Source organism: Shewanella sp. 433 (assembly GCF_059338565.1).
Map to the genome: position 1 here is coordinate 1313882 of NZ_CM181703.1, position 19492 is coordinate 1333373.

17 protein-coding genes are annotated in these 19492 nt (G+C 48.2%); 13 read left to right on the plus strand and 4 right to left on the minus strand.

Annotated features, from left to right (window positions below; genetic code table 11):
* Positions 1–18: 18 nt before the first annotated feature.
* On the minus strand, positions 19–930 hold the full coding sequence (locus AC5YB1_RS05895; protein ID WP_494521104.1) for a LysR substrate-binding domain-containing protein: 912 nt from the start codon (positions 928–930) through the stop codon (positions 19–21).
* A gap of 204 nt (positions 931–1134) precedes the next feature.
* On the opposite strand from AC5YB1_RS05895, the gene metE reads away from it, so the two are divergent.
* Positions 1135–3405, plus strand: coding sequence for a 5-methyltetrahydropteroyltriglutamate--homocysteine S-methyltransferase (gene metE, locus AC5YB1_RS05900; RefSeq protein ID WP_494521591.1), 2271 nt, complete (start codon positions 1135–1137; stop codon positions 3403–3405).
* A gap of 206 nt (positions 3406–3611) precedes the next feature.
* The gene (locus AC5YB1_RS05905; RefSeq protein ID WP_494521105.1) at positions 3612–4145 is read left to right on the plus strand and encodes a GlcG/HbpS family heme-binding protein; all 534 of its coding nucleotides are present in this window, start codon (positions 3612–3614) and stop codon (positions 4143–4145) included.
* A gap of 144 nt (positions 4146–4289) precedes the next feature.
* Here the strand turns inward: AC5YB1_RS05905 and AC5YB1_RS05910 are convergent, their stop codons facing one another.
* Positions 4290–5846 carry a glutamate synthase-related protein gene (locus AC5YB1_RS05910; RefSeq protein WP_494521106.1) on the minus strand — a complete coding sequence of 519 codons (1557 nt, stop codon included), beginning with the start codon at positions 5844–5846 and terminating at the stop codon, positions 4290–4292.
* Positions 5847–5997: 151 nt separating this feature from the next.
* Here AC5YB1_RS05910 and AC5YB1_RS05915 point away from each other — a divergent pair, with 151 nt between their 5' ends.
* A complete protein-coding gene (locus AC5YB1_RS05915; protein WP_110457480.1) occupies positions 5998–6210 on the plus strand; it encodes a dodecin in 213 nt (70 codons plus the stop codon).
* Positions 6211–6257: 47 nt separating this feature from the next.
* Here AC5YB1_RS05915 and queG read toward each other — a convergent pair whose 3' ends face one another.
* The gene (gene queG / locus AC5YB1_RS05920; RefSeq protein WP_494521592.1) at positions 6258–7484 is read right to left on the minus strand and encodes a tRNA epoxyqueuosine(34) reductase QueG; all 1227 of its coding nucleotides are present in this window, start codon (positions 7482–7484) and stop codon (positions 6258–6260) included.
* 344 nt (positions 7485–7828) lie between these two features.
* Between queG and AC5YB1_RS05925 the strand changes: the two genes are divergently transcribed.
* Together AC5YB1_RS05925 and AC5YB1_RS05930 are read left to right on the plus strand one after the other, a co-directional pair.
* Entirely contained in the window at positions 7829–8326 is a 498-nt protein-coding gene (locus AC5YB1_RS05925; protein ID WP_475517033.1) for a phosphatase PAP2 family protein, read from the plus strand.
* Between the two features lie 19 nt (positions 8327–8345).
* Entirely contained in the window at positions 8346–8783 is a 438-nt protein-coding gene (locus tag AC5YB1_RS05930; protein WP_110457482.1) for a DUF3069 domain-containing protein, read from the plus strand.
* Between the two features lie 109 nt (positions 8784–8892).
* Here the strand turns inward: AC5YB1_RS05930 and rsuA are convergent, their stop codons facing one another.
* On the minus strand, positions 8893–9582 hold the full coding sequence (gene rsuA / locus AC5YB1_RS05935) for a 16S rRNA pseudouridine(516) synthase RsuA (protein ID WP_494521107.1): 690 nt from the start codon (positions 9580–9582) through the stop codon (positions 8893–8895).
* A 141-nt stretch (positions 9583–9723) separates the two neighbouring features.
* Here rsuA and AC5YB1_RS05940 point away from each other — a divergent pair, with 141 nt between their 5' ends.
* From AC5YB1_RS05940 to AC5YB1_RS05975, 8 genes are all read left to right on the plus strand, one after another.
* Positions 9724–10278 (plus strand): sugar O-acetyltransferase, encoded by a 555-nt coding sequence (locus tag AC5YB1_RS05940; protein ID WP_494521108.1) that lies wholly within the window; start codon positions 9724–9726, stop codon positions 10276–10278.
* Between the two features lie 271 nt (positions 10279–10549).
* Positions 10550–12634: a M13 family metallopeptidase gene (locus tag AC5YB1_RS05945; RefSeq protein WP_494521109.1), complete on the plus strand. Its 2085-nt coding sequence runs from the start codon at positions 10550–10552 to the stop codon at positions 12632–12634.
* Between the two features lie 224 nt (positions 12635–12858).
* Positions 12859–13644 (plus strand): RelA/SpoT domain-containing protein, encoded by a 786-nt coding sequence (locus AC5YB1_RS05950; RefSeq protein ID WP_494521110.1) that lies wholly within the window; start codon positions 12859–12861, stop codon positions 13642–13644.
* Between the two features lie 168 nt (positions 13645–13812).
* The gene (locus tag AC5YB1_RS05955) at positions 13813–14214 is read left to right on the plus strand and encodes an SMI1/KNR4 family protein (protein WP_494521111.1); all 402 of its coding nucleotides are present in this window, start codon (positions 13813–13815) and stop codon (positions 14212–14214) included.
* A gap of 90 nt (positions 14215–14304) precedes the next feature.
* Complete coding sequence (locus tag AC5YB1_RS05960; RefSeq protein WP_494521112.1) at positions 14305–14805, plus strand: DUF4447 family protein; 501 nt, start codon at positions 14305–14307, stop codon at positions 14803–14805.
* A 501-nt stretch (positions 14806–15306) separates the two neighbouring features.
* Positions 15307–16578, plus strand: coding sequence for an Nramp family divalent metal transporter (locus tag AC5YB1_RS05965; RefSeq protein WP_494521113.1), 1272 nt, complete (start codon positions 15307–15309; stop codon positions 16576–16578).
* Positions 16579–16747: 169 nt separating this feature from the next.
* Positions 16748–17212: a YehS family protein gene (locus AC5YB1_RS05970; protein WP_110457489.1), complete on the plus strand. Its 465-nt coding sequence runs from the start codon at positions 16748–16750 to the stop codon at positions 17210–17212.
* 196 nt (positions 17213–17408) lie between these two features.
* Positions 17409–19097 carry an NAD-dependent malic enzyme gene (locus AC5YB1_RS05975; protein ID WP_494521114.1) on the plus strand — a complete coding sequence of 563 codons (1689 nt, stop codon included), beginning with the start codon at positions 17409–17411 and terminating at the stop codon, positions 19095–19097.
* Positions 19098–19492 lie beyond the last annotated feature (395 nt).

Here is a 19492-nt window from a genome sequence, read left to right on the forward strand (position 1 = left end):
TGGGCATCGTCATATCAGCTAAGCCATTATTGCATCTTCTTGTTTTACCATCCCTTCGTTAGCCACTAACTGCAACCAGTGTTGCGCCACTCTAGTTTTGCTACTGCTGCGGCGATAGGCCCCAAATAGCGGGCGCTTTAAGCCGTCGCGGCCTAATGGTAGCGCGCTAAGTGACAAGCCGTGGGCTTGGTTAATCGACCATGTGGGGAGGGCGGAGACGCCATCTTTACAGGCGATGCGTTGCAGTAGCATGGAGGTGAGATCGCATCGGATTTGTTTAGCGATAGGCACGCCCGCAGGCTCCATAAAATGGCGATAAATGTCTAAACGTTCGGGCGGCACAGGGTAGGTGAGCAAGGTATGCTGAGCTAAATGAGCTGGGCTGACAAAGGGCTGCGTTGCTAGGGGATGATCGGCGGCGCAGATAAGTTTTACTTCAAAATCAAATAAGTGTTGGTAGGTAATATCATGATCTGGAATAGGATCTGACGTCAGTACCACATCCAATTGCCCCTGCTTGAGTGCCGTTAGCGAATCAAATAGGTGCCGGCTCGATAGCTCTAAATTACTGTGGGGAAAACTGGCATTAAACTCAGAGATCACCGGCATTAGCCAGCGAAAACAGCTGTGGCATTCAATCCCCACAAACAGATCGGTATTGTCACTATTGAGACCATTTTTAAGCTCAAGTTCGGTCTCTGTCACCTTAGGTAATATCTCTTCGGCCAGATGCAGTAGTCGTGCTCCCTCCTGAGTAAACGACAGCGGTTTGCTCTTACGGATAAAGATGGCTGAGTTAATTCGAGTTTCCAGCTCTTTGATTTGATGGGATAAAGCCGATTGGGTGACAAAGCGTTTCTCAGCAGCCCCAGCAAGACTGCCACTTTCCTTGAGTGCAACTAATGTGCGTAAATGCCTAAGCTCTATCATTTTTACCTCAGATGAATCTTGCTCATGTTGGGGTTGAAATCAATTCCATTGCGAACCAACAGATTAACACAATAAACTTCTAGACGTCCAGACGCCTGTTTTGCTTGTGGCGTATTTATGGTTAATCAAGCTTGAGTTGTGATGTCGGAGCAGGGGCATCACACGTTGGCTTATCTCATTTAGAAGGGTATCAGTATGCAAACTATCAAGATCGCGTCATTAGGTTTTCCTCGAATTGGGCGTCAGCGTGAACTTAAATTTGCGTTAGAGCAATATTGGCGCCAAGAGATCACGCCAGCGGCGCTGCATGAGGTGGCCAACACTTTACGGCAAACTCATTGGCAGTGGCAGGCCGATGCGGGAGTGAGTTTGCTGCCAGTTGGTGACTTTGCCTACTACGATCAGGTGCTTACCTTAAGCGCCACCATTAATGCCATTCCAGCTCGCCATCGTGATGGCGACAAGGTGGATTTAGATACCCTATTTAGAATGGCACGAGGGCGCGCCCCAACAGGTGCGGCCAGCAGCGCCTCGCAAATGAAAAAGTATTTTAATAGTAATTATCACTATATCGTGCCCGAGCTGAGTCAAAATCAAACGTTCAGTATTGCCTATGAACAGTTATTTGATGAGGTGGAGCTGGCCAAAGCCTTGGGTCATCAGGTGAAACCTGTGTTGCTTGGGCCACTGTCTTACCTCTACTTGGCAAAATGCGAGGGGCAAGCATTTGATAAGTTGAGTTTGTTACCCCAATTGATTGAGGTTTATCAGGCGATCCTTGCTCGCTTTAAAGCCCAAGGGGTGACATGGGTACAGCTTGATGAACCCATCTTAGCATTGGAGTTAACGCCTGAGTGGCAAGCGCCCTTCACCGCAACCTATGCCTCATTGAGCCAGGTGCAGGTTAAGCTGTTTCTGGCCAGCTATTATGGCTCGGTGGCACATCACCATGGGCTCATTGCGAATTTAGCTGTGGCGGGGATTCATCTGGATTTAGTCAGTGCGCCAGAGCAGTTGTCGTTGTTTGCGGGCAGTTTACAGCCCGAGCAAATATTGAGCCTAGGGGTGATTAACGGTCGTAATGTCTGGGCGGCCGAGTTAGATAAGATTGCCGCAGATATTGCCCCTGTGGTGGCCGATTTAGGCAAGCAGATCTGGTTAGCGCCGTCTTGCTCGTTACTGCATAGCCCGGTGGATCTTGATGTGGAAACCGAGCTTGATACAGCGCTGCGTCAGCAGCTCAGTTTTGCCAAACAAAAACTCAATGAGCTTAGCCAGTTGCGTACTCTATTAATCGAGCCAGCCTCAGAGGCTGCTCTGGCCACAGCCCAGCGTTGCCGCGCGCGCCGCGAGGCCAGACAGCAGGCGGCTAATTCGCAAGTGAATGAGCGCGTCGCTGCCTTAACCACTGGCGATTTTGAGCGCCAAAGCCGTTTTGCCCAGCGGCAAGTATTACAGCAACAGTGTCTGCGCTTGCCTTTGCTGCCGACCACGACCATAGGCTCGTTTCCACAAACCCCAGCCATACGAGGACTGCGCAGTCGTTGGCGTAAAGGTGAGTTGACCGAAGCGGCGTATATTGCCCAGTTGCAAGGTGTTACTCGCGACACCATACAAAGGCAGTTGAAACTGGGGATCGATGTGTTGGTCCATGGTGAAGCTGAACGTAACGACATGGTGGAATACTTTGGTGAACAGTTAGATGGCGTCGGTTTTACCCAATTTGGTTGGGTGCAAAGTTACGGCTCTCGTTGTGTTAAACCGCCCTTGATTTATGGTGATGTCTCACGGCCTAAGCCGATGACATTAGATTGGGCCACCTACGCCCAATCGTTGACTGACAAACCCGTAAAAGGGATGCTGACTGGCCCGGTTACCATCTTGCATTGGTCATTTGCCCGCGAAGATATTAGCCGCGAGGTGATCGCGAACCAATTGGCCTTGGCCATCCGTGATGAAGTGGTTGATCTGCAAAACGCGGGGATTAAGATTATCCAGATCGATGAGCCGGCATTTCGTGAAGGGTTGCCGCTGAAACAATCACAGTGGCAAACCTACTTAGATTGGGCTGTAAACGCCTTTAAACTCAGCGCCGCCGGCGTTAAGGATGACACCCAGATCCACACCCATATGTGTTACAGCGAGTTTAATGCTACCATCGCATCGATTGCCGCCATGGACGCCGATGTGATCACCATTGAAACTTCGCGCTCACATATGGAGTTGCTCAATGCCTTCGAAGATTTCGACTATCCCAACGAGATAGGCCCTGGCGTGTATGATATCCATAGCCCGAATATCCCCAGTGTCGAGCAGATGGTTGCGCTTATCGACAAGGCGGCGACTAAAATTCCTGTTCGCCAATTGTGGGTTAATCCAGATTGTGGGCTCAAGACGCGCACTTGGGATGAAGTTGAGCCGGCATTGCAACATATGGTGACGGCCACGCAGCAGCTAAGACGCCGACTGGGTTAGCTTGATGAGTTAATGAGTTTTATTTTTCTTGGCTGACGGGGCATGCAAGCAGTTGGCTTTAAATGGGCCAGCTGTTTTTTAATACTTAAGTAAATCAAAGCATATCAAATTTTTAAATCAAATCGCATTGCGTTAGACTTCACTTAATTACTTGGCTTTCGTCCAAATACCTATCGTTATTCGTCAACTCAAATGTAGGGTTAAACATGAACAAATTATTAGTGTCGGCTGCGTTTGCCGCTTCAACCGTCTCCTTTGCTGGACAAGCTGACTCGGCGCAAGCCCACCAAGATGAACGTGCTGCAAATAAGCCCGAACAGGTCACCATGCTGCCTGTCCTGACTGGGCAAATGGCGCAAAAGATAGTTAATTTTGCATTTTTACAAGCTCAACAAGATCAATTGGCGGTGTCTATCACTGTGGTCGATAGATCAGGACAAACCTTAGCCGTGCTTAGGGATCATCAAGCTGGGGTGCACACCATTCGTGCCAGTTATAAAAAGGCTTACACGGCTAACTCGCAAAAAAGACCGACTGCTGTGATTGCCAAAGGGATTAAAGAGGGCACCATTCCTGAAGATATCAGGTACTTGGATGAAAATATTTTAGCCATGGACGGCGGCATTCCCATCTATATTAATGATGTGGTTGTTGGCGGCATTGGCGTGGGCGGTGCCCACGGCAGTGAAGATGTGCGCATTGCTGAGGCGGGCTTAAAAGCGCTGGCGGCAGTTAACTAGGTCGTCGGTTGAATTTTCGAGCTCTGTTGTTTTTGGCTTAATTGTTTGGAATGAGTTTTCCATTCAATGCGTATAGTGCAATAGGCTACATAGAGATGAGTCGCTAAGCGGCTCATCTCTTTTTTTCATCACTCAACCTAGCGATCAGTTGTCATTAATCGGCATGATACCGGCGTAGTTGATACCCGATAGCTGCGCCATCTCTCTATGCCATGTGGCTAAGTCATTAGGGTTAAAATCACTGAGGTGATGATGACCACAGGCGCGCGCCATCACCTGCATCAGCTCAGTTGAGGCGGCAAGAAAGTTGGCCAGTTGCTGCGCCGAGGTGTCGATATGCAGCCGTTGGCGCAGGTCAGCATTTTGGGTGGCGATACCTGCTGGGCAGTTATTGGTATGACAAATTCGCGCGGCTACGCAGCCAATGGATTGCATCGCACTGTTTGCGATGGCGACGCCGTCGGCGCCCAAGGCCATGGCTTTAACAAAGTCCATCGGTAATCGAAGGCCGCCAGTGATAATCAAGGTGACGCGTCCGCTAGCGCCTTGGCTGTCTAAATAGCGCCGCGCCCGCGCTAGAGCGGCAATGGTTGGGACGCTGATATGGTCGCGAAATATTTGTGGCGCGGCGCCTGTGCCACCACCACGACCATCTAAGATGATGTAGTCGGCGCTGGCATCGAGGGCAAACTGAATATCTTGCTCAATATGGTTGGCGCTCAGTTTAAAGCCGATAGGCACGCCGCCACTGAGCTCACGTACGCGATCGGCAAAACGTTTGAAGTCGCTGACCGAGCGCAGATCATGAAAAGTCGGTGGTGAGATGGCATCTTCACCTGCTGGTATTCCCCGTACTTCGGCTATTTTTCCCTGATTTTTGATGCCAGGTAGGTGGCCGCCAGTACCGGTTTTGGCGCCTTGGCCGCCTTTAAAATGAAATGCCTGAATCGAGTGTAATAGCGCCTCTTTATAACCAAATTTGGCGCTAGCCAGCTCATAAAAATAACGTGAGTTGGCCGCTTGCTCGGCGGGTAACATGCCCCCTTCACCAGAGCAGATGCCTGTTCCTGCCAGTTCTGCTCCTTTGGCTAAGGCGATTTTCGCCTCTTCAGACAGGGCACCAAAGCTCATATCAGAGACCAATAAGGGGATGCTAAGTTGTAGCGGCTTACGCGCCTCGGGCCCGATGATAAGCTCGGTGCGCACCTCCTCATCTTCAAATAGCGGTTTTGTTGCCATCTGCGCGGTCATTATTTGGATATCGTCCCAATGGGGCAACTGTTGGCGCGGCACGCCCATGGCGACCACCGGGCCATGATGCCCCAGAGTGCTTAGCCCCTCTCTGGCTAGCTGGTGGATGAGGGCAACACTGGGCTCTTCTGCTGTGGCGATGGCGCTTGGCATCTCATCATCGCTGGAGGTCGCAGCTATGCCCGGGCCTTCTGTGCCGACTTGCTCTTGGGTAAATTGTTTATGACTGCCGTCGCAAAAAGGGGCATTACCTGTGTGCTTGCAGGCGCAAAGGTAGGCGTCGCCATCTTTTTTGGCGGTAAATGCTTTTGGCTCAAAGCCGCTGCCTTGGTGGGAACCATCGCAAAATGGCTGGTTGCTAGAGCGGCCACAGACACAAAAAAAGTATTCCTTACCTTGGGTTAATTCGACCTTCTTGGGTTTGTTGTCAGCAATAATTGGCTTGTCCATTCGAGCTCCTATGCAGATGAACTACGGCGATTTGATTGCCTTCAGTCTAGGAGATTTTTGCCATTAATGCCGATAGTGGGCTTTTTACGCGCAGAGGTAAAAAAGCTTTCTATACTCAAAGTAGACGACCAACTAACTTGGGAGAATCATTATGAGTCACACCTATAAGATCATCGAGCTTGTCGGATCTTCACCCATCAGCTCCGATGAAGCGATAAAGAATGCCATCGCCGAAGCGAGTCAGTCGTTACATCATTTACGCTGGTTTGAGGTGGTTGAGACCCGCGGCCATTTAGAGGAGGGGCTCATTGCCCACTGGCAAGTCACGGTTAAGGTGGGTTTTACCTTAGATACTGACAGATGAAGGAAGCAGGCGTATAGCGTGGTTTGCGCTACGCCTGCTATTAAGGCTTACGCATCTCTTGGTAAGCCTTTTTCAATGGTGCGGACTACGCGCTGGGTCTTGCGGTTAGGGTGCTGCGCGGCGACAATTTGTACCGCTAATGTACTGGTCTCATCGGCGGGTGGGTTGGCTTTTGTTTGCTGCTGCATTAACGCCCAGTCAATATGTTCTATTACCATCTCATCGACCTCATCGCTTATACGTCTGTGCTGCAGCGCGGCCATAATGGCATCCGAGTGCGGTGCATTGCCCAGCGCCACGGCAATGTTACGAAGCCAGCGCTTATGGCCAATACGGCGAATGGCACTGCCTTCGGTGTAACGTAAAAACTCGGCTTCACTCCAAGCAAACAGTGCGAGCAATTGCGGGTGTTTAAGTGGGTCGCGAGTGTGAAAGTCACTCTCTTGGGTCAATGGTGCCTGCGCATTGACGGGGCACACCAGTTGGCAGTCGTCACAGCCGTAGATACGGTTGCCGATCAGCGGCCGAAATTCGATTGGGATCGCGCCCTGCAGTTCGATGGTCAGGTAAGAGATACAGCGCCCGCCATCGACAACATAGGGTTCAACTATGGCGTTGGTGGGGCACGATTTGATACAGGCGACGCAGGTTTGGCAATCGGCCTGAATGGGCACATCTATCGGCAGCGGCAGATCAATAAGCAGTTCGCCTAAGAAGAACCAGCTGCCGGCCTGATGATTGAGCAATAAGCTGTGTTTTCCCGTCCAACCAATGCCCGCCTTCTCGGCTAATGGTCGCTCAAGAATAGGGGCTGAATCGACAAAAGGACGAAAGTTGGGTTTTTCCATGCCTAAACTGGTTAATTCTGCCTCAATCTGTTGCCCCAATTTTTTGAGCCGATTACGGATCATCTTATGGTAATCACGGCCTCCGGCATAACGAGAAATATAGGCCATATTCGGGTCGCGTAAATGGGTGGCAAAGCCAGCCTCGGGTGGCAGATAATCCATTCTCGCCGAGATCACTCTTAAGGTACCGGGGTGGAGTTCTTGCGGGCGGGCTCGCATCATCCCGTGGGCCTGCATGTAGTGCATCTGTGCGTGATACCCCTTGTCGAGCCATGCTTGTAGCTTGGGCTCTTCTTGGGTTAAGTCGGTATCGGTAATGCCTATTTGTGCAAATCCGAGCGCTTTGCCCCACTGCTTTATCTTGATGGCAAGTTGTTGCAGTTGGCTGCTATTGAGTTGAGATAGCGCTGTTGGCTGTGTTTGCATGGTAATGGTATCGACATAGTGATGATGGCTAACTGCCACATAATACCAGTTAAGCCGCAGTGGCAACACCTTGAGTGGCTCACAAGCTTAATCAGCAATTAGTGCCAGCATCAGAATTAGTATCAGCAGTAGCGTGAGGTCGTAGCGTAGCACTGGGCGCAAATGACTGAGTGCAGCTTAGTGGGGGGACCGATTGGGGGCGTCGATGAAGCGTGGCAGGCAACTCATATGGGGTTTATGGCACTCAGTTTTGCTTTTCGTCTGCGCGACAGGTATAAAGTCAGCCTTTTCCCGATATCTATTTTAAGCGAGTTATAGTGAAACGATTATGCGCAAGTATTGTCATGCTGCTAAGTTCATCTTACTGCAGCGCATCTAGCCTTGAACAGTCGGGGGATGTATTGCATCTGCTGTTACCTGCGGTCACTTTAGGCGCCTCTATTGCCGTTGAAGATGATTATCAGGGCAGTTGGCAGCTGATCAAAAGCGGCGTGGTCTCGCGTGTGGCGGTCGAAGGCTTAAAATATGCCATCGATAAACAGCGTCCAGATGGATCGGGCGATGATTCTTTTCCCTCAGGACACACCGCCGATACCTTTGCCGCGGCTACTTTTGTGCAGCAACGCTATGGTTGGCAGTGGGCGATTCCGGCTTATGTGGCTGCCGGTTATGTGGGTTATACCCGGGTGGCGAGTGATAAACACTATCTGGAAGATGTGTTAGCGGGCGCAGCGATTGGCATAGTGTCGGGACTCTATTTTACCGATCCCTATAAAGGCATCACTATCAGCCCGATTGCCGGTAAAGATAACTATGGTATTTATATCAGCGGGACATTTTAATTAAAGGGTTTACAAACATATGAATTATCAGAGTCAAGCCTATCAACAGCGGGCACAACAGGTGGCGTTAAACGTCTGCAATAGCGTTATCCCTATGGATAAGGTGCCGGCTAATTTGATGGAAGCTTATGCCAATCTTTGTCAGGAATTGATTGAAGATAAAGACCAAAAATTTGCAGCCGTGTGGGATGGCCTACCAGCCAGTGCCAGTGCATTATTGCCGCAAGCCGATTTTCATGGTTTTTATATCGCTAACGCTTGGTTGCAACTGAGTCGTGTGGCGCAAGATATTGCCGAGCTGGCCGACAGTGATGAAGCGATTGATGAAAAAGAGTACAACAATATTTTTACGCGTTTATCGGATGCGTCATTAAAAGAAAGTGCTAAAAAGCTTAAAAAAGCGCGTACCGACAGAGCCTTACTCAACAGCATCAAGAGTGTGATTGGCGGCGAGTGATAAGGTATCGCTCGCCATGACGATGCGACATGTGAGTGCCACTAAGACATAATGAACGCCCATCATTAACGCGGTTAATGATGGGCGTTTTTTTAGGGGGTATAAGCGGTTAAACCGAGGCTATTTCGGCGGCGGTTAAGTAGCGCCACTCGCCAGGTGCGAGCGCCTCGTCCAGTTCGATATGGCCGACACATTCGCGGTGTAAGCCAACAACTTTATTACCCACAGCGGCAAACATGCGTTTGACTTGATGGTACTTACCTTCGGTGATTGTTAGTCGCACCTGTTGCGGGTCAATAATCTCTAAGGTGGCAGGTTTAGTGAGGCCATCTTCATTTTTCAGTGCTATGCCTTGGGCAAACTCGGCAATGAGCGCTTCACCAATTGGATCGGCCAGCTGAACCAGATAGCGCTTACCGCACTCTTTTTTCGGTGAGGTGATTTTATGTGACCATTGGCCATCGCTGGTGATCAGTACCAGCCCAGTGGTATCGACATCTAAGCGACCAGCAATGTGCAGCTCTTCTGGTTTGGCGACATCGATAAGGCTCAGCACCGACGGGTACTCTTCATCTATGGTAGAGCAGATGGTATTGACTGGCTTGTTGAGCATGATAAAGCGAGGACCAATCACTGAGATGACTTCACCATTAAGGCAAATTTGATGGTGTGGAGTCACTTTAAAGCCGGAGTCTTTGACTATGGTGCCATCGCAGGTCACATCGCCTCGATGCAGGGCTTTTTTGGCCAGTGAGCGGGTTAAAGAGGTGGACTCGCAGATAAATTTGTCTAAACGCACAGGTTACTCGGCAATAAAATCATAATGGCAGACATTATGAGGCTAGCGCCGGCAAAGGGAAAGGGGTAGCGTAGTAATTCGCTCGACGTCACTAGCCACCATTACGATGATGTCGAGATTTAACGCTTGCAAGGATAACCCATGACAATAACACTTACAGACTTGGCTGATAGTCCATTTACTCAGATGATTAATGGCGAGGAGTATTATTGCTTAGAACCGCAATTACAAGCGTTTTGGCAACAGCAGCAACAACTTAATCAGGTGGCTAATCGCACAGGCCAACTCGACAGGCAACTGCTGCCCAATATTGTCCCCAGCGCCCATATTCAATCTCCATTCTTTATCAGCTACGGGATCAATGTGCACCTAAGCGACGAGGTGTTTATTAATGCCAATGTCACCTTGCAAGACAATGCCCCCATCTATATTGGTCGTAATACTATGCTAGGGCCCAATGTGCAGTGTTACACCGCCAGCCACCCACTAGAGGCCGAGCGCCGCCTACAGGGATGGGAAACCGCTAAGGCGATTGATATTGGTGAGCGAGTGTGGATTGGTGGTGGGGCGATTATTCTCCCTGGGGTGACGATTGGTAATGAGGCGGTGATTGCCGCGGGGGCTGTGGTGAGTAAAGATGTGGCGGCTAAAACCCTTGTCGGCGGCAATCCAGCGAGAGAGATTAAACAGCTTTAACGGCAGGGTTATGGGTTATATGGCACCTGTGATACGAAACCTTTAGTTACATATCTGTGGTGCAATGACGTCAGTAGAATGGGAGATTAACTTGTTTACATTGGCCCAAACAATTTAACATGTATGGTTTGCAGCAAGTAACCCATTTGAACTCGATGATAAGCGCCACAGGGTTCTAGTGTGATAGTCACCTAAGTACTGTTCAACATGGCGACAGAACAATAAATAGCAACAAAACAATAATTCAATCAGCAAATACCAAGGAATTCAGATGAAGAAAGTGCTCGTAGGCGGACTTTGCGCCTCATTAATCGTGGGCCTTAGCGCCTGTAATAACAATAACGTCGAAGTTAGTGCGCCAGAGATGGCCAAAACAGAAGCCGCGGTTGCCGTTGAGCAGGCGCTGACGTCGGGTATCGACTTTGTCAACTTTGATAAATCGGTTCGTCCGCAAGACGACTTTTATTCATATGTGAATGGCACCTGGATCAATAACACCGAGATCCCAAGCGACCGTACTAGCACGGGCGCTTTCTATGATTTACGTGAAAAGTCTCGTGATGACGTTAAAGCCATTATTGAAGAAGTGGCTGCAACGGCTAATCTTACCGCGGGCAGTGACGAGCAAAAAGTGGCCGATCTGTATCGCTCATTTATGGACACAGACACCTTAAACGCATTAGGGATAAAGCCTATTCAGGCTGAACTAGATAAGATTGCCGCACTGCAAAATAAAAATGAATTAGTCGAGTATTTTGCCCATAGCCAAGTGATTGGCGGGGGCACACCCCTAGCATTTTACATCAACATCGACGCCAAAGATTCTAGCCGTTATGCCACCCATATTTGGCAGTATGGCTTAAGCTTGCCAGAAAAAGATTACTATTTTAACGAGGCAGAGCGCTTCGTTAAGATCCGTCAGGCGTTTGTCGAACACATTGAAAAAATGTTCACGTTGGCAGGCTTACCTAATCCTAAAGCTAGCGCTGAACAGGTGTTAGCCCTAGAAACCGCAATCGCTAGCCGTCATTGGGATGTGGTCGAAACGCGTGATAGCACTAAGACCTATAACCTGTATCAAGTGGCTGAGCTCTCTAGCTTAGCACCAGACATCAACTGGGACGGTTACCTCAAAACCTTAGGTGCCGACCAGCAAGCAGACATTATCATTAACCAACCTAGCTTTATTGAAGGTTTCAATGAGGTGCTTAAGGCTAATGATTTAGCCACATGGCAGACCTATATGACTTGGCAAACCCTCACCCATTTTGCCGGTAATTTAAGCTTAGATCTCGACAAAGAGAATTTTGAGTTTTTCGCGAAGACCCTTAATGGCCAAGCCGAACAAGAGCCTCGTTGGAAGCGCGGCGTGGGCGCGGTGAATTCAGTCTTAGGTGAAGTTGTCGGCAAGGTGTACGTTAAGCGTCACTTTACTCCTGAAGCTAAAGAGCGCATGCAAGGTTTGGTTGAAAACTTACGCGGCGCCTACGGCGAAAGTATCGAAAACTTAAGCTGGATGAGTCCAGACACCAAAGTGGCGGCTAAAGATAAGTTGGCTAAATTTGACCCTAAAATCGGCTATCCCGATCGCTGGGAAGATTACACTAAGCTGACCATTAAAAGTGATGACTTAGTGGGTAACGCCATGCGCGCCAGTACCTTAAGCCATGATAAAGAGCTAGAAAAACTCGGCTCAGCGATTCGGAAGTGGGAGTGGCACATGACGCCGCAAACCGTTAACGCTTACTACAATCCAACGATGAATGAAATTGTCTTCCCTGCGGCTATCTTACAACCGCCATTTTTTAACATGGCGGCCGATGATGCGGTTAACTATGGTGGCATTGGCGCTGTAATTGGCCATGAAATGGGCCATGGTTTCGATGACCAAGGTGCTAAGTTTGATGGTGAAGGCAACATGCGTGATTGGTGGACAGAGCAAGACTTAAAAGAGTTTGCCGCGCGCGGTAAAGCCTTAGTCGAACAGTACAATAACTATGCGGTGTTCGACGACCTTAAAGTCAACGGTGAGTTGACGCTGGGTGAGAACATTGGCGATCTGTCGGGAGTGACCATCGCCTACAAGGCTTACAAGATGTCACTCGATGGCAAAGAAGCGCCGGTTATTGACGGCTTGAGTGGTGATGAGCGCTTCTTTATCGGCTTTAGCCAAATTTGGCGCGCTAAGATGAAAGAGGAAGCGATGCGTAATCGAGTGGCTACCGATCCTCATTCACCCGCTAAATTCCGTGCGATAGGAGCACTGTCAAACATGCCCGAGTTTTACACCACCTTTAACGTTAAAGAGGGCGACGCTATGTATATTGCGCCTGAAAAGCAGGTGAAAATTTGGTAAGTCTGTAAGGCAAGATTAAGCGCTATGCTATCTGCTGCTATGCAGATAGATTTCACGCTTTAAAATTTAACTTTAGTTAATAAAAAGAGCGCATTACGCGCTCTTTTTTGTTGGTTTTTTATCGTGCGTTAAGATGAATCAATATTCACTTTGCATTCAGCAAGGGTTAAGCCATTGGAGGATAGATTAGAGGCTCGAGGTTAGGATTGTTACCGAGGATGGTTATGAATAGATTATTTCGCACCTTTATTATTTTCCTGTTATTGCTGTCGACCCGTAGCGGTTTAGCCGCCAGTTATGAGCCCCAAGTTAATCTAAAAGACCCACGCAGCAACTTCATCTCCCGCCAATCATTTAATCCTAACCTCGCTGGCCTTATCGCCATCCCCACCACGTCGTCACAACCCATTCGACAAACCAGCAGTAATCTAGAGCAACTTTACGCCAAAGCCGATGGCGCTCAGCAAGAGTTGCAAGACATACTCAAGAGTATTGATGGGGCTGAGCACTACGAGTTGATTGTACCGGCGATTAAAAGTTATCAGCGCGCGGCGCAGAAGGTCGCCGTTAAGTTTAATGGTGATGCCAGTCAAATTACCGATTTAGCCCGTGCCAGTATTGTTGCCAGCGATATTCATCGCCTGATGCATGCGTTCGAAGCGTTGCAACACAAGGCGACGATTGTGCAGGTTAAAAACCGCTTTGCCATGCCTAAAGCATCGGGTTATCGCGATCTTAATCTGTTAGTCAAGCTGCCACAAAGCGGCATGATTGCCGAGGTTCAGTTACACCTTAAAGCCATTGCTGAGATTAAAAGTGGTGAGGAGCATCAGATTTATCAAACAGTGCAAACTATTGAAGCTAACGCCAAACAGCAGCAACGTGCACTGAGTCAATTGGAACTGGCTAAAATCACTCAGTTACGTCAGCAGTCTCATAAGTGCTATCACAAGGCATGGCTGCACTATAAACGTATCGACAGTGCTAACCTTATTGCCCAAGCTGCGTAGGTGGCAATGGCATATTGTCCTCAGCCGATGGCGTAGCGGCGACAGATAATCCACCGCTACGCCATTGAGCTGCGTTTACCCATCAGCCTTCGACTGAAATTGGCTTAACAAATCCTCGCCAAAGCGATTATACTTGCCGCCATTAGCCCCATAACTAGCGAATAAAGCATGCATGATCTGATCGAACAGCTACAGGAATTAAGTGAAACCGTACCGGTTCCGTTAGAGTTACCCACCTTTGAACAGCTGGTGGAGGTGGAAGAGCAAATTTTGATCCCACTGCCTGCAGAGTTAAAAGAGTACCTCTTGTATGCCAGTGATGTGATCCACGGTACGCTAGAACCCGTGACCGCCAGCGATCCTTATGCGCATACCTATTTGCCCGAAGTGACCTCATATGCATGGTCCATTGGCCTGCCTCGAGAGTACATCGCTATCTGTCAGATGGGCGATGACTTTTACTGTATCGACCAAGAAGGTCAGGTGATGTTGTGGCGTGATGGTGAGCTCGATGAGGATGGTTGGGAGTCGTTTTGGCAGTGGGCCGAAGATGTGTGGATCCAAGCTTAGCCGCTTAACCTTGTCAGCGCTTTTTTTACCTTAGCTGATATTTATCCTAGCAAAACGATAGATGTTTACGTACTCAATTTGGAAATCAATATGTCGAAAAATGCAGAGTTAAATGCGATTGAAATTACCTACCTGCGCCACTCTTTAGGTTTAAGTGCGGCGCAAGTTGCTGAACTATCAAAGTCGACCGAAGCGCAAGTGCTGGCTTGGGAAGCGGGCGAGGCTGACGTATCAGGACTTGCAGCAAAAAAATTACTTGAGCTTGATGAAACCATCGAGATGCAAGTGCTTAATACCTGTGATGGTATTGAAGAGTTATTTAAAAAAGAACCCAAGCGCCGTTTAAGCTTTGTGGTGTACCCAACGCAGGTAATTTATACCCAATACAACCCTGAGTTTTTGAGTGCATTGCCGTTAACTGAGCTGTACAACACCGCGGCATGGCGTATCAAAAAAGAGTGCAAGTTAGTGCTAGAGGTCGATGTGACCCTAATCGCTCTGGACGTCGAAGCCTATAAAGCTTATCGCGAAAAAGAGGGGCTTAAAGAAAGCCGTGAAAGCCGTGCTAAGTGGGCGGCCACCCAGCTTTAAGTGATCGCTCAAATACCGTAAAGGTAGCCAGAAGACTAATGCCAGTCAGTTAAGCTGACTGGCATTTTTTGTTTTTGCTCGGGCTTGCTCTAGGTCGATCGCATCGCTCTTTGGGACGGCCTATTTTCAGCATGCTTGAGCGTCAAAGTCGCAATGTGCTTCTATTAAGTATTAAGGTTTCATCGTTTTCTGGAAACGTCTTAGGTCAGTTAATGGTAATGATGGGAAGCCGGTGAGCATGAGCCTTATGGCTGCTTTTTACTCTTTATTTTTAGTGGGTGTTGTAATGGCTGACATTAATCTGGTGATTCATTGAATGAATGTCTATTGACTCTATTTTAAAGACAGTTTCATATAGAATTTGTTTTATCTATGTTTTCTCTAATTAAGTTGTTTAACAACTTCCATGAGGAGAGCCCGAGCCTAGCGTGCCATTATGTGGGATTAATACAATATTGCAGGCAGCAACCTACCAAATATGAATAAACGGATAAATATACTATGAATAGCACGCATGCCACGGTGGCCATTGGCCCACTTGAACGAATCAATCGCGTACTCAAAGCCACGGGGCCTGGGTTGTTAATGGCGGCAGCGGCCATTGGAGCATCGCATTTGGTCGCTTCAACCCGCGCTGGCGCCGAATTTGGTTGGCAGCTCGCTTGGGTGATCGTGGCGGTTAATTTACTTAAGTATCCGTTTTTTGCGGCAGGAGCGCGTTATACCGCCGCCACTGGCGAGAGTTTGCTGCACGGTTACTTGCAGCAGGGCAGGCGCTACCTATTGTTGTTTACCGTGCTCAATACCATTGCGGCCATCGCTAGCACCGCGGGGGTGGCGATGTTAACCGCGGCGATGCTCACTTTGTTTATTCCCTTGTCTATCGATATCTTGGCGTTCATCGTCTTAGCGTCGAGCTTACTCATGTTGATACTGGGGCATTATCAACTGCTTGATAAGGTGACTAAGGTGGTCATGTTGGTGTTAACCATTACCACCTTAACGGCTGCAGCATTAGCGTTTAACGCCGAGCCCATTATAGTTGACGGATTTGTGTCACCTTCGCCATGGGATTGGGCCCATGTGGGCTTTTTGGTGGCGATGATGGGCTGGATGCCCGCGCCTATTGAAGTCAGTTGTTGGAACTCATTATGGCTATTAGAAAAGCAAAAGCAGCAAAGAGTGACTCAAGCGCAAGCCTTGTTCGATTTTAATTTAGGTTATGCCACTACAGCGGTATTGGCGGTGGTATTTTTATCCTTAGGAACCTTGGTGATGCATGGCAGCGGTGAGCATTTCTCGGCCTCTGGAGCCCAATTTGCTGACCAGCTCATTACCCTTTATAGCCAAGTACTTGGCAGCGAAAGTCGTTATTTAATCGCCATTGTGGCCCTGCTGTGTATTTTCAGTACCACTGTCACTGTGATTGATGGTTACAGCCGAACCTTAGCGTTAGGTTGGCAATTATTGATGCAGCAGCCAAGCGACAAAAGTAGTGCTTGGCTAACGGCCATCATGGTGGGGGTGAGTCTATTGGGGCTGGGGATCATCTTATTTTTCAAAGGTGCCTTGTTGCCATTATTACAGTTTGTTATGACGCTAGCGTTTATGACGACCATTATTTTTGCGTGGCTCAATTACCGATTAATGACCAGTGAACGCTTGGCCGTGGCGGATCGTTATGGTACTAAAATGCGCTTACTATCTTGGTTGGGCATGGGGTATTTGCTGGGCTTTGCAGGCCTATTTATCTATTGGAAAACGCTAGGGTAATCGTTTGTCTTGTGGGCTTGACTCCAATGTATATACGCAGGTGAAATATCGGCGGCGTGATGAGCCAAAAATGGTGAAAAAATCGCTTAGTTAACGGTAAAACTCAGTTATAATACGCCTCTAAGATGATCGCGCAGCCGCGCTATCCAAAAGGTAAAGACATTCGATTATGATTAACAACGATATATTACGCCGTTTACGTTTTGTGTTTGACTACCAAAATGCAAAAATGATTAAGATTTTTGCCAAGGTAAAACATGAGATAACCCAAGAAGAACTGCTCGACATGCTTAAGAAAGAGTCAGAAGAGGGCTATAAACCGTGTAACGATAAGACCCTTTGTCTGTTCCTTGATGGCTTGATCATCGAGAAGCGCGGTTTAAAAGAGGGCGCTGAGATCCCTGAGCCCGTGTCGCAGTTAAACAATAACCTGATATTCAAGAAGCTTCGAGTCGCACTTGAGATGCGTGAAGAAGATATCATCAACACGCTTGCCTTGGCAGACTTCAGCATGAGCAAGTCAGAGTTAGGTGCTTTGTTTAGAAAGCCGGGTCATAAGCACTTTAAAGAGTGTGGCGATCAGGTGTTGCGTAACTTCCTTACTGGGTTATCGATTAAATATCGTGGTAAGTGATCTTCAATAAGTCATATCAAAAGCACAGCCTAGGCTGTGCTTTTTTGTGTGCCAAAGTAGGATGTTTAAAACAAAGGCAAGGATAAAATAATCAAAAATCCACCGCTAAAAAGACAACAAAGATCACACTTTGTGGTAATCTTGCCGCATTCGAACGACAGTCAATCCACTATTTCACATACAATAAAGGTTACCAATGGACGATAATAAACGCCCGCTATATCTTCCTTTTGCCGGCCCAGCCATTTTGGAGGCGCCTCTTATTAATAAAGGCAGTGCGTTTACCGAAGAAGAGCGTATTTTCTTTAACCTTGAGGGCCTCCTGCCTCATGTTATCGAAACAATTGAAGAACAAGCGTCGCGTGCCTACGACCAATATAAAAACTTCAGCAATGATCTCGATAGACATATCTATTTGAGAAACATTCAAGACACCAACGAAACCCTATTTTATCGTTTAGTGCAAAACCACATTACCGAGATGATGCCTATCATCTACACCCCTACGGTGGGGATGGCGTGTGAGCGTTTTTCAAAAAACTATCGTCGTAACCGGGGTCTGTTTGTCTCTTATCCTCATAAAGACCGTATCGATGATATTTTGAATAACTCGACTCGCCAAAAAGTGAAGATCATAGTGGTCACCGATGGCGAGCGTATCTTAGGCCTTGGTGACCAAGGCATTGGTGGTATGGGGATCCCTATCGGCAAACTCTCTCTGTATACCAGTTGTGGCGGGATCAGCCCTGCATATACCTTGCCTATTACGTTGGATGTGGGCACGGATAATCCGCACTTGCTTGAAGACCCTATGTATATGGGCTGGCGTAATCAGCGTATTGGTGGCGAAGAATATGCCGAATTTGTTGAAGCCTTTATGCAAGCCGTACATCGTCGCTGGCCAGATGCATTGATCCAGTTTGAAGATTTTGCGCAAAAGAATGCCATGCCATTACTTGAGCGTTATAAAGACCAATACTGCTGTTTTAATGACGATATTCAAGGCACAGCCGCAGTAACAGTTGGTTCATTACTGGCTGCGTGTAAGGCTGCTAATACCCAATTGAGCCAGCAGCGAATTGCGTTTCTAGGTGCTGGCAGCGCCGGCTGCGGTATCGCCGAGGCGATTGTGGCGCAAATGGTCTCTGAAGGTATTTCTGATGAGCTGGCTCGTCAGCAGGTGTTTATGGTTGACCGTTGGGGCTTGCTGCAAGACAACATGCCTAACTTATTGCCGTTCCAGCAAACCTTGGCACAGAAGTCTGCGCTGGTAGATAGCTGGACGACCGAGAGTGAAAACATTTCATTGTTGGACGTGATGCACAATGGCAAGCCGACTGTATTGATTGGTGTGTCAGGGGCGCCGGGATTATTTAGTGAAGAGATCATCAAAGCGATGCACAGTCATTGCGCGCGCCCTATCATTTTCCCGTTGTCAAATCCAACCAGCCGTGTTGAGGCAACGCCAAAAGACATTTTGCATTGGACCAAAGGGGAAGCATTGGTTGCCACAGGCAGTCCATTTGAACCTGTGGTCATTGACGAACAAACCTTTGAAATTGCCCAGTGCAACAACAGTTATATCTTCCCTGGTATTGGCCTTGGGGTGTTGGCTTCTGGTGCTAAACGCGTCAGCAATGAAATGTTGATGGCCTCGAGCCGTGCGTTAGCCGAATGTTCACCATTGGCGATACAGGGACACGGTTCACTGCTGCCTAAATTGGAGAATATTCACCAAGTGAGTAAGCATATTGCGTTTGCGGTGGCTAAGGTTGCTGTTGAGCAAGGCCATGCACTGCCTTGCAGCGATGAGTTGTTGTTACAAGCGATTGAGGATAACTTTTGGACGGCCGATTACCGTCGTTATAAGCGCACCTCGTTCTAAGCAACCTTGTTGTAATGTGAAAAAGCTGCCCAAGGGCAGCTTTTTTATTGGGTGTTTATTGTAAGCGGTACTTGATAGTATAAATGCTGCTTAATCAGTTCATTATCCATTTACTGCACTGTACTTATTGCTATCGCTAGGCTTTATGGTGGGTAAATGCGCTAGGCCAGTAGATTCATCTAGAACTCGCCTACAATTAACCTGAATTTAGATGTGCTTAGGCTGATTAACCTTGTGTTAATCATATTGACAGTCATCACAAAGTTGAGCTTTAACGTTTGATGCTATTAGCATTTTACGCCAATTGTTGTTACTTTTAAGTTTCAGTTAATACTGATCGGTAAGTCTAGGTTTATCGGTTCGCAGCAATTTGCTTTTTTAGTAGGTGTTTAGCC

Bases quoted from the DNA above. Each gene is read 5' to 3' on its own strand.
- AC5YB1_RS05895 (WP_494521104.1), bottom strand. From the start codon at position 930: ATGATAGAGCTTAGGCATTTACGCACATTAGTTGCACTCAAGGAAAGT.
- AC5YB1_RS05905 (WP_494521105.1), top strand. From the start codon at position 3,612: ATGAACAAATTATTAGTGTCGGCTGCGTTTGCCGCTTCAACCGTCTCC.
- AC5YB1_RS05910 (WP_494521106.1), bottom strand. From the start codon at position 5,846: ATGGACAAGCCAATTATTGCTGACAACAAACCCAAGAAGGTCGAATTA.
- AC5YB1_RS05915 (WP_110457480.1), top strand. From the start codon at position 5,998: ATGAGTCACACCTATAAGATCATCGAGCTTGTCGGATCTTCACCCATC.
- queG (WP_494521592.1), bottom strand. From the start codon at position 7,484: ATGCAAACACAGCCAACAGCGCTATCTCAACTCAATAGCAGCCAACTG.
- AC5YB1_RS05925 (WP_475517033.1), top strand. From the start codon at position 7,829: ATGCTGCTAAGTTCATCTTACTGCAGCGCATCTAGCCTTGAACAGTCG.
- AC5YB1_RS05930 (WP_110457482.1), top strand. From the start codon at position 8,346: ATGAATTATCAGAGTCAAGCCTATCAACAGCGGGCACAACAGGTGGCG.
- AC5YB1_RS05940 (WP_494521108.1), top strand. From the start codon at position 9,724: ATGACAATAACACTTACAGACTTGGCTGATAGTCCATTTACTCAGATG.
- AC5YB1_RS05945 (WP_494521109.1), top strand. From the start codon at position 10,550: ATGAAGAAAGTGCTCGTAGGCGGACTTTGCGCCTCATTAATCGTGGGC.
- AC5YB1_RS05950 (WP_494521110.1), top strand. From the start codon at position 12,859: ATGAATAGATTATTTCGCACCTTTATTATTTTCCTGTTATTGCTGTCG.
- AC5YB1_RS05955 (WP_494521111.1), top strand. From the start codon at position 13,813: ATGCATGATCTGATCGAACAGCTACAGGAATTAAGTGAAACCGTACCG.
- AC5YB1_RS05960 (WP_494521112.1), top strand. From the start codon at position 14,305: ATGTCGAAAAATGCAGAGTTAAATGCGATTGAAATTACCTACCTGCGC.
- AC5YB1_RS05965 (WP_494521113.1), top strand. From the start codon at position 15,307: ATGAATAGCACGCATGCCACGGTGGCCATTGGCCCACTTGAACGAATC.
- AC5YB1_RS05970 (WP_110457489.1), top strand. From the start codon at position 16,748: ATGATTAACAACGATATATTACGCCGTTTACGTTTTGTGTTTGACTAC.
- AC5YB1_RS05975 (WP_494521114.1), top strand. From the start codon at position 17,409: ATGGACGATAATAAACGCCCGCTATATCTTCCTTTTGCCGGCCCAGCC.